Origin of the sequence: Paraclostridium sp. (assembly GCF_051657365.1) — a bacterium.
Classification (GTDB): domain Bacteria; phylum Bacillota; class Clostridia; order Peptostreptococcales; family Peptostreptococcaceae; genus Paraclostridium.
This window is the reverse complement of sequence record NZ_JBOFKN010000009.1, coordinates 1-6201: the sequence shown is the minus strand read 5'-3', so window position 1 is coordinate 6201 and position 6201 is coordinate 1. Positions and strand designations below refer to the sequence as shown.

The 6201-nt window shown below is 21.9% G+C and carries 6 protein-coding genes, 1 pseudogene and 1 riboswitch; all 7 genes and pseudogenes read right to left on the bottom strand.

Annotated features, from left to right (window positions below; translation table 11 throughout):
- Positions 1-217 precede the first annotated feature (217 nt).
- Complete coding sequence (locus tag ACRCYC_RS00270; RefSeq protein ID WP_438507175.1) at positions 218-667, bottom strand: hypothetical protein; 450 nt, start codon at positions 665-667, stop codon at positions 218-220.
- A 67-nt stretch (positions 668-734) separates the two neighbouring features.
- A riboswitch (cyclic di-GMP riboswitch) is annotated at positions 735-810 on the bottom strand.
- Between the two features lie 510 nt (positions 811-1320).
- Positions 1321-2481 (bottom strand): diguanylate cyclase domain-containing protein, encoded by a 1161-nt coding sequence (locus ACRCYC_RS00265; protein ID WP_438533418.1) that lies wholly within the window; start codon positions 2479-2481, stop codon positions 1321-1323.
- Positions 2481-2660, bottom strand: coding sequence for a hypothetical protein (locus tag ACRCYC_RS00260; RefSeq protein WP_438507177.1), 180 nt, complete (start codon positions 2658-2660; stop codon positions 2481-2483). The genes ACRCYC_RS00265 and ACRCYC_RS00260 overlap by 1 nt, the downstream gene beginning before the upstream one ends.
- Positions 2661-2720: 60 nt before the next feature.
- Positions 2721-2870: pseudogene (locus ACRCYC_RS00255) on the bottom strand (GGDEF domain-containing protein); the annotation flags it as partial.
- A 44-nt stretch (positions 2871-2914) separates the two neighbouring features.
- A complete protein-coding gene (locus ACRCYC_RS00250) occupies positions 2915-3061 on the bottom strand; it encodes a hypothetical protein (RefSeq protein ID WP_438507178.1) in 147 nt (48 codons plus the stop codon).
- Between the two features lie 124 nt (positions 3062-3185).
- Positions 3186-5924 carry an EAL domain-containing protein gene (locus ACRCYC_RS00245; RefSeq protein WP_438533417.1) on the bottom strand — a complete coding sequence of 913 codons (2739 nt, stop codon included), beginning with the start codon at positions 5922-5924 and terminating at the stop codon, positions 3186-3188.
- Between the two features lie 20 nt (positions 5925-5944).
- On the bottom strand, positions 5945-6201 hold a 257-nt coding region (locus ACRCYC_RS00240), incomplete at its 5' end, for a hypothetical protein (protein WP_438533416.1).

The window sequence follows — 6201 nt, the reverse complement described above, 5'->3', positions numbered from 1 at the left end:
GGTGTTTTGCATTTACATCATTTGCATGTTTAATGGGTATCTTCCCTAAAAACATTGAAACATTCAGTTCTGAGTGGTTCTTCCAAATTACTCTTAACATTTTAACACCAGTTGTTTTAGTTGGACTTGGACTTATCTTCCCTAAAATAGCTAGAAAAACAAATAAATAATAAAATGTCCCTCTTTCTCAAAAAGAAAGAGGGACATTTAAAAATTTTTATTCGTATCTTACAACCATTGTCAAATTAGATGTATAATTTCCAGGTGTTTGTGTTTGTGGAACACTTAAATCTACACCTACACTATGATGATTATAACCAGTTTTACTATTTATAGTAGGATTAGATCCAAATAAATCTGTCCATGCTCTCACTGGAAATTTTATAGATGAATCAGCATCATTCGTCATTTCAATTGTTCCTTCACCATTACCTTCTCCTAACTCCTTAATATAAGCAACATATTTTTCTCCTGGTTCACCAGTTACCTTAAACCCTCCATCTACTCTTGAAAAACTTCCTGTAACAACTTTTCCAAAATCAATACTTTTTGTAACTTCCACTTGTATTGGTCTAATTATTTGTGCTTTAACTTCCATTACTGCTTCATCTTGAGCATTCAATAAAATTCCTAAACCTACAAATAATAATGACAATTTTTTTTTCATCTTATCCTCCTAATATATTTTTATTTGATTTAATTTCCCAAAAAAAACAACAATTTTAAATTAAAATTGTTGTAACTGGCTGCCATTTTAAAGGCCCTTTAGTTTTGCGTCATAAGATTTCTCTTATTTTGCCAAATTTTTTATTTTTTGCTATCTTTAAATATTTTATATTTAAATTATCAATATCAAAAAGTAACATAAAATATTTTTCTTTGCTCACAGAATCCATTTTTTCATTAAATGCTAATCTATTACCAATTTTAGAAAGGGCATCTATTTTTGACTTTCTATCAAGCTCTTTAATTTTCTTATAAGAAACTGTAGAGATAATAATTAAAAATGTGATTAAAATTCCTATATGTAAATATAATTTTTTATTTTTTTTACTTATATAATCGTGTTCAGATGTTTCTATTAAATAAAAAGTAAATACTTTATTATTTATATTGTTTATATTATGAATATAGTTATCATAAAGCTTTTTTAAACTATTATATTCAATAAAATTTTCTGTTTTATAATAATATTGGAATAAAGTTTCGAAAGCTTGAAAAATATGAAAGCTATCTGTTTTTTTGATAGAAGTTTGAGTATATTTTTTTAAATTTAATTCTGAAAATTTTGTTATATCATATTTTAAATTATAATTTTAATTAAATAATCTCATATTTTCCTTTTCCTTTTCTTTTTACTTGATATAATTTTTTATCAACTTTAGAATAATTTATTTCATCTGTTTCGTTTAAATTTATTTTTCCTATTCCTGTACTGATTGTTAATTTAGGACTTAGGTTTAGTATTCTTAGGTCTTCATATATCTTTTCAAAAATAGCTTGAATATACTCATGACTTCCTTCAATTAATCCTACAAATTCATCTCCGCCAATCCTAAAAAAAATACCTTCACTATACTGACTCAATATATTTCCTAATTGCTTCAAATACTTATCTCCTGTTAAATGTCCATATTTATTATTTAAATCTCTTAAATTATCTAAATCTATAATTGCTAAAAAAATATTTTCTTTTTTACTTTTAAAAATATTCTTATACACTTCATCAAACTTCTTTCTATTATAAAGTCCAGTTAATATATCAGCATTTGATAAAAGTTGTGCATAATATTCATCTGTTATATCTTGAGCTACTGCCAATATTCCACCGTTTATATACTCTTTTGAAGTTCTAAATACTTTATCTTCTATAAACTCTAAAACGTTATGTTTACCTTTTTTTAGTGTTTCTAAATCTCCTAGCTTACATTGTTCTGCTATTTCCAAAGGAAATAATTCTTCATCAGTTTTATATAAAATCTCAACATTGTTAAAAAATTTTTTTCCAGTTTCATTTATATAAATATATTGCAACTTACTATTTTTAAAAAAAATTATATCCCTCGAATATTCAAATGCTTTCATAAAAAAATTAAATTTTTCATGTTTCTTATCAATATTTAAAAACTCTAAAATAACATACTTTAATTCAGAATTATAACTTAATTTACAATCCACATTTATTTCATAATTATCTTCAAAAAATTTAATTCCTTCTATTATTTCTTCTTTTTGAGTTCTAACTACTTTTTCAAATGCTTTTCCTAAAAAACAATTATCACAATTTATTTTATTTCTACAAATTCTTTCTTTAAAAACTTCTGCATTACAATCTAAATATTCACCAAGTGTATCGTTTCTTTTTCCTTTAAAAAAACTCTTAATGCTTTTATTAGAAAAAATAATTTTTTTTTCTAAATCTAATAATATTATTCCAGTTGATAATTTATTTAAAATTAGTTTTGTATCACTTGATATCACTATTCTAACTCTCCTCTAAATTCAAAATTATTTTTACCATCTTCTTTTACTTTATAAAGAATTTTATCTACCTCAGAATAATTTGTTAAAAAAGAGTTTTTTAAATCAATCTTTCCTACTCCAATACTTATAGATAATTTTGGTATTAAACTTAATGTATTAATCTTTTCAAATATCATCTTCAACGTTATTTCTAATTGATTTTTGGAAATATCTGTTATCCCTGCAAATTCATCTCCTCTTACATGTCCAAAAACATTATTAATTTTTCTTAAATCATCTAAATCAATTAAAATTAAATATACTTCTTTTTTCTCTTTATAAATCTTTTTAACTGTATCGTTAAAATAATTACGACTATATACCCCTGTTAAAGTATCTACTTTAATTATTTCCTCTAATTGCTTTTCATTTGTTATATCTTTTATTATTCCTAATTTATAAAACAGTATTCTAAGTTTTGATTTTTATAAAAAATCATATCAGTTGTTTTATTAAAATATGCTAATAAAATCTGATTTTTCAACTCTTTCTTATCTACTTTTAATACTTCTAGTATAAAAAACTCTCCCACTTCCATAATCTTTAATGAAATTGAATATTTATTTTTAAAAATAAATGAATCTAAATATTGAGCCTGTTTATTTTCAAGTACTTTATCTACAAGCTTATTTATTATACATACTTTACAATCACAAATCTCTTTATTTTGACTCTAATAGCTTAAGAAAATCTATTTCAGAGATTGGCTTACTAAAAATATATCCTTGTCCTATATCAACTTTATGTGACTTTAAAAAATCTAATTGTTCATTTGTTTCGATTCCTTCTGCAACTATTTTAAAATTAGATCCTTTTACTATATTAATTAATCCTTTATACACTTCTGTTGCAACTTTATTATTAGAATCTACTCTATCTAAAATTGATTTATCAAACTTTATGATATCAACAGGTAAAATACTTAATAAAGAAACTGAAGAGTTTCCTGCAGTAAAATCATCTATTGAAACTTGAATGCCTTTTGCTTTTAAATGATTTATTTTTTCTATAATTGTAGGTAAATTTAATCCTAAAATAGTTTCTGTTAGTTCAACTTCTAATACCTCCGGATTTATTTTATATTTTTCAATTAAATTTATTATTGTGTTTAAAAAATCTTTCCTTTCAAATGTTTGAAGCGAAATATTAAAAGATATTCTAAAGTTATCACTTAATAAATATATTTTTGGAATTTTATTTATAAATTTAAGCGTTTCTTCAGCAATTTTATAATCTATTAAATATACTCTTTTTAATTCTTCTGCAATAAATATAAATTCATCTGGATATATCGCTCCTAAAGAATTATCTTGCCATCTAGCTAATGCCTCTGCTCCTAATATTTTTTTAGTAATTAAATCAAATTTAGGTTGAAATACTGCATAAACTCCATCTAATTCTTTACTAACTAACCTTTTTTTTATCTCTGCTCTTCTATTCAGCTTCTTTATCAATTGATTATTTAATTCTAAAACAGAGATTTCTTTCTCATCATCAATTTCATCTAATGTCTCTAGATACTCAAAAATTTCACTAGCAGATATTAAAGTTTCTTTTTTATAATAAGAAATTTTAATATCCTCATCAAAATTATAACTTTCTTTTAACTTTAATTTCCTAATACTTTCTTTAATATAATTAATTTTATTTTTTATATTATTTTCAGATGTCATTATATAAAATTTATTTCCAGATACTTTATATATTTTACTATTAGTCTCTAAAGCAATATTTAAAATATTTGTAACTTCAATAAGTATCTTATTTCCAATAGACCATCCCACTTTTCTGTTAATTTCAGATAAAATATTTAGTTTAATTTTAATAAATGTAAAGTTTGAAGTATTATATTTTGAAACATCTTCCATATATTGATAATAATTAGGTAAATCTGTTAATTTATCTATTAATAGTTTTTTAGATGCTCTATTTTTTAAATACAACCTTACAATTATAGCTAATAAACTAGCAACTAGAATAAAAGAAATCAAAAATAGTTTTAGCATTTTATTTTTTTCTTGTTCTTTTTCTTTAAATAATAAATCTTCCTTATTTACTTCTCCCTCTTTTAATATTGTGTTAAAATCTTCTGAAATTATAAGAGCTTTATCAATTATATTTTTTAACAAATAATTGTTTTTATTGTATCCAAAAACTAAAGGATATTTATCTTTTTCTATAATAATATTAGAATGTTTAATATTTTCAATATTTGTTGTATATATAATATCAACTTTATTACTAAATAAAGCTTTATTTAAAGAGTTATAATCTTCATATTCTTCAATTACTTCCTTATTAAAATATAGTTTTGCAAAAGCCTCTTCAAAACTATTTTTTAAAACTCCTACTTTTAATTTCTCATTCTTAAAATCACTCTTTTTCTTTCCAACTTTATATAAAGAAATCTCAGTTAAATTTGATGAAAAAATATACTTCTCTTCTCTTTCTCTAGTTTTAATTAGTGGAATTATTTGAATTTTATTTTTATTAAAGAGATCTAAAATTTTATTCCAATTTTCATCAGGCATATTCTTTACTTTAAACTCTATTTTTAATATCTCTGATAAATTTTTAAATAAATTAATTACTGATCCTATATATTGATTTTTTTCTTTTGAATAATAACTATATACTTGCTGACTTTCAAGTCCAATATATATGGTTTTATTATTTTTTAAATATTCTCGTTCTTCTTTCGTTAATGCTTCCATCAATATTTTATTTTCTATAAAAAGCTTTCTTTTTTTTAAAAAATTATTTATCTTAGTATAATATTTTTCTTCTATTGCTCGATTTACTATAGGTAATAAATCTTTATATTCTTTGCTTAATCCTATTACATTACTTGGCAATTTAGAAACTTTTATTTTTTCATTATTACAAATTGATTCGTGAGTTGAATATAATGAATATTTTTTTTCCTTTATTTTATTACTTTGATTATTTGTTAATTTATTCTTTAAATTACCTGTTAAAATATTAAAATCAAAAAATTGTTTATATAGTTTAAAATCCGTCTGATCTAAACTTTTATCATTAAAAACAACATATAAATCTTCTTCATATAAAGGAACTGATGATAGTATGTCTCTACATTCATTATTTGTTTGAAATATTCCACCAAATATTTTATTTTCTTTATTATATTGACCTTCTATAAAGCTTTCTTTTTCAACTACTATATTTAATCCTAAATAGTTTTTAAATAAATCTTCTAAAATATTATTTATAGATTCTTCTTCAAATATTTGATTTTTATATGTTTTTTTGTCTAGTACTAATATAATTGGATTTAATCTATAATTTTCTAAAATCTTTTGTTCATTATTACTCTTACTTACATATGTATCAGAAGCAAATAAAGTTAAAGATAATATTAAGTATAATATTATTTTCATGTAATTCTCCTTAATTATTTCTATTTTAAAATATAACAACCTTTTCCTTTAAGTTTAGCTTCATACAATAGTTTATCTGTATTTGCATAATTTTCTAAATAGTTTTTTGATATATCTAAATTTTTAGCTCCAGTACTTATTGATAATTGAGGACTTAACCCAATTTTTATTAAATCACCATATATCTTCTTTAAAATTTCTTCAACTTCAGTTTTACTTCTATTAATTAATCCACTAAATTCATCTCCACCTATTCTAAAAAATATGCCTTCTGGAT

Coding starts and splice junctions, on each gene's coding strand:
- ACRCYC_RS00270 (WP_438507175.1), bottom strand. CDS start 667: ATGAAAAAAAAATTGTCATTATTATTTGTAGGTTTAGGAATTTTATTG.
- ACRCYC_RS00260 (WP_438507177.1), bottom strand. CDS start 2,660: ATGATATTTGAAAAGATTAATACATTAAGTTTAATACCAAAATTATCT.
- ACRCYC_RS00250 (WP_438507178.1), bottom strand. CDS start 3,061: ATGGAAGTGGGAGAGTTTTTTATACTAGAAGTATTAAAAGTAGATAAG.
- ACRCYC_RS00245 (WP_438533417.1), bottom strand. CDS start 5,924: ATGAAAATAATATTATACTTAATATTATCTTTAACTTTATTTGCTTCT.